At 43.4% G+C, this 2,777-nt stretch carries 2 protein-coding genes; both read right to left on the bottom strand.

The annotated features are described in order from the left end of the window. Window positions 1–107: 107 nt before the first annotated feature. Window positions 108–2,036 (bottom strand): group II intron reverse transcriptase/maturase, encoded by a 1,929-nt coding sequence (ltrA, locus tag BLP57_RS17455; protein WP_242872675.1) that lies wholly within the window; start codon window positions 2,034–2,036, stop codon window positions 108–110. Window positions 2,037–2,465: 429 nt separating this feature from the next. Further along, window positions 2,466–2,612, bottom strand: coding sequence for a hypothetical protein (locus BLP57_RS17950; RefSeq protein WP_156340250.1), 147 nt, complete (start codon window positions 2,610–2,612; stop codon window positions 2,466–2,468). Window positions 2,613–2,777 lie beyond the last annotated feature (165 nt).

The raw sequence follows: 2,777 nt of genomic DNA, 5'->3' as shown, positions 1-2,777 counted from the left end.
ATCTCGATAGGTCAGACGCTTTCACGCCTTTCGCCCCGAGCCACACCGTGCAAGCAACTTTCATTGCACACGGCGTTCCATGGGATAAGTCTTTATTGCTAATACAGTTACTTCAAAGTCTGGTTAATTGTTATAAGGTTAATTGCTTCCAATCCTGCTTTAGCTCTCCATTTGTTGAGCTTTGCAATCTTGGCAGGTGCCCTACAATCGAATAAATCGATGAGGGACTTGATGATTTTCACGTCATTAGAATAGATAAGGCTCTTTATATCTTTGTGTACGATTCTGAGGTTTGCATATTCATCCGTACCACCTTGGCTTGGTGGATTAAGATATATGCATTCCACATCTTCAAACGCAAGAGACACCTTTGAGAGTTCACACTTACCCTTTGATGCCACAAATCTTGATAGGCGGTTATCACAGAATTCGATACTATGATTCGTGTCGTTATCTCTACTCAACTTCAACAGCGTTTCTCCATATTCAGATTTAGCAAGCATGCGGTGAATACGTTCACGTCCCTGTGGGGTGTAACGATTGGTGTCCACTCGGTAGAACATTGGATTTTGCGTCCTACAGTATGCTACAGGGACGACAATCATACCATTGATATATCTAACCTGTTTGGACTCCCCATATTTCTGATAGAAATATTCGTCCATCGCACCTTTCAATGTCGGCGGTTTTTCCTTGGAGAGGTCAGCCCGACTATTCAGTCTCGTCTTCATGGTTATGTCAATCGACGGGAACAGTCTGTGAACATCTGCATTTATCATAGTAGCCATGTTATAGTACTGATGCATACCAATGACTGCTTGGTTGTATCTGATGAGGTCATCGTGCTGTGATTGTTCACTCTCGTGAGATTTACAGGCCTGCGCCATGGCATTTTTCAGCTTCACTCGTTGAGAATTGATGGCTTTGTCAGTCATATGAGACTTGATAGACCATTTCTTTCCCTTCTTGTAAAGTTTAAATTTTATGCCTAAGAAGTCGCTATAGCCTTTGGTAAGATTCGTAATTCGTGACTTATCTGGAGATGTTTCCAGCTTTAGTCTGTCCATTAGCCATTGCTCGACCGCATGCTTTAGCTTGGAAGCATCAGAATACGACCTGCAAAATATCTTAAAATCATCCGCATATCTCACTATGTGGCACTCTTTCAATCGGGACTGTCGCAACTTCTTGTACAGATTCCCTTTATTCGGGGTACCATTTTTATTCATATAAATATCGCTTTTCAGAGGATGCTTTGCAGGCATTTCCTCCCATTGACTGGCTATCCACCAGTCAAGCTCATTCAGCACAATATTTGCCAGTAAGGGACTAAGTACACCGCCCTGAGGCGTGCCTTTGTCGGGTACCGTTCTAACCCCATTTTCTTCAATTGGAGCTTTTAGCATTTTTCCAATTAAGGAAATCAGCCTTTTATCACGTATTCCCATCGTCCATATCTGCTTTAGTAGCTTTCCATGGTCGACATTATCAAAAAATCCCTTGATATCTACATCAACTACATAGTGGAATCCGTCCACCTGCGCCAGTTTGTAACACACGGCAACGGCATTCTTAGTGCTACGATTCGGTCTGAAACCATAACTGTGCCGATAAAACTTGGCTTCGCATATAGGCTCCATGACCTGCAACACGCTTTGTTGTACAATCCTATCTAATACCGTAGGGATTCCTAATGGTCGCATTTTCCCATTTGGCTTTGGGATATATACCCTTCTCACCGCTTTAGGCTGGTAGTTAAGAATTTTGTCCCTAACACATTGAACCAATGCTTCCTCTGACATCTCAGCTAAGTCCTTAAAGGTCTTACCGTCGACACCAGGTGTGCTGCTTCCTTTGTTTGATTTGAGATTACGGTATGCCATTTTGATATTGGCATCTGAACCGATAATACTTATCAGATTCGTGAAAATCTTTTCGCTCGCACTATCCGCATATAATGCGTCCTGTACTTCGACCATGCCGTAGTACTCAGCATATCGGATAGCACTTTTCTTTAACAATTCCTTTCTTTGCATAGTCAACATCACCTCACTCTCGCAAGACTTGTTTCTCTTAGTCATACTCGAACCTATGAATGTTAACTGCATTACTTTATTACACTTGTTTTGTCGACTGGCAGACTGACCAGTCGTCCCACTGGAGGCTGTTGCTCCACTCCCATTACAGAAGCTTCATCGCTCGTGCCTCCGCTCTCACAACGATAAAGGTAAGTTATACAGTGTGTTTTCCTTACCAACAGGTCATAGCATGTGCAACTGCTCGCTGTTCGTTGCTTTCGACGTTCCAATATGATGCAATATACTGTACTTAGGTGCTTCCTTTGAGCCTGCTGATTTCCATTGCCTGTAACAATGTTCCGACTTTCACTTCCACCCAGTTACTTTTCGGTAATCAGCGCCAAACCGTTGGCATACGCTTTTCAACGCATTCGAATTTTAGACTCTTTAAATCGTCAGTTCGTCCCCACTTCCGTGGATACTCACCATATACAGCTTCACTACATAATCACAGGCAACCCACACCTCTGTGAATCTTTCCTCAGCCTTACCTGTTAGGACCTGCTTTTTGCTCTTCACCCTAACTTTTGACAACCCGACAGTTCTTGCACAACTATCACGCTGTAGGGAGTTTGTGTGTGTCCCTTCCGGGCGTTACCCCTTCATTTGAACAACACCATATCAGTTGTATCAGTAGCTTTTCTTTTTACGGACGGCTACTGACCCCGCTGTCTATTCAACAAGCGGAACGTCTCGTCC

Source organism: Blautia sp. SF-50 (assembly GCF_900101315.1).
In the GTDB taxonomy this organism is placed as follows: Bacteria; Bacillota; Clostridia; order Lachnospirales; family Lachnospiraceae; genus Blautia_A; species Blautia_A fusiformis.
This window is presented reverse-complemented; position numbering and strand designations above follow the sequence as displayed.

Bases quoted from the DNA above. Each gene is read 5' to 3' on its own strand.
- ltrA (WP_242872675.1), bottom strand. From the start codon at position 2,036: ATGCAAAGAAAGGAATTGTTAAAGAAAAGTGCTATCCGATATGCTGAG.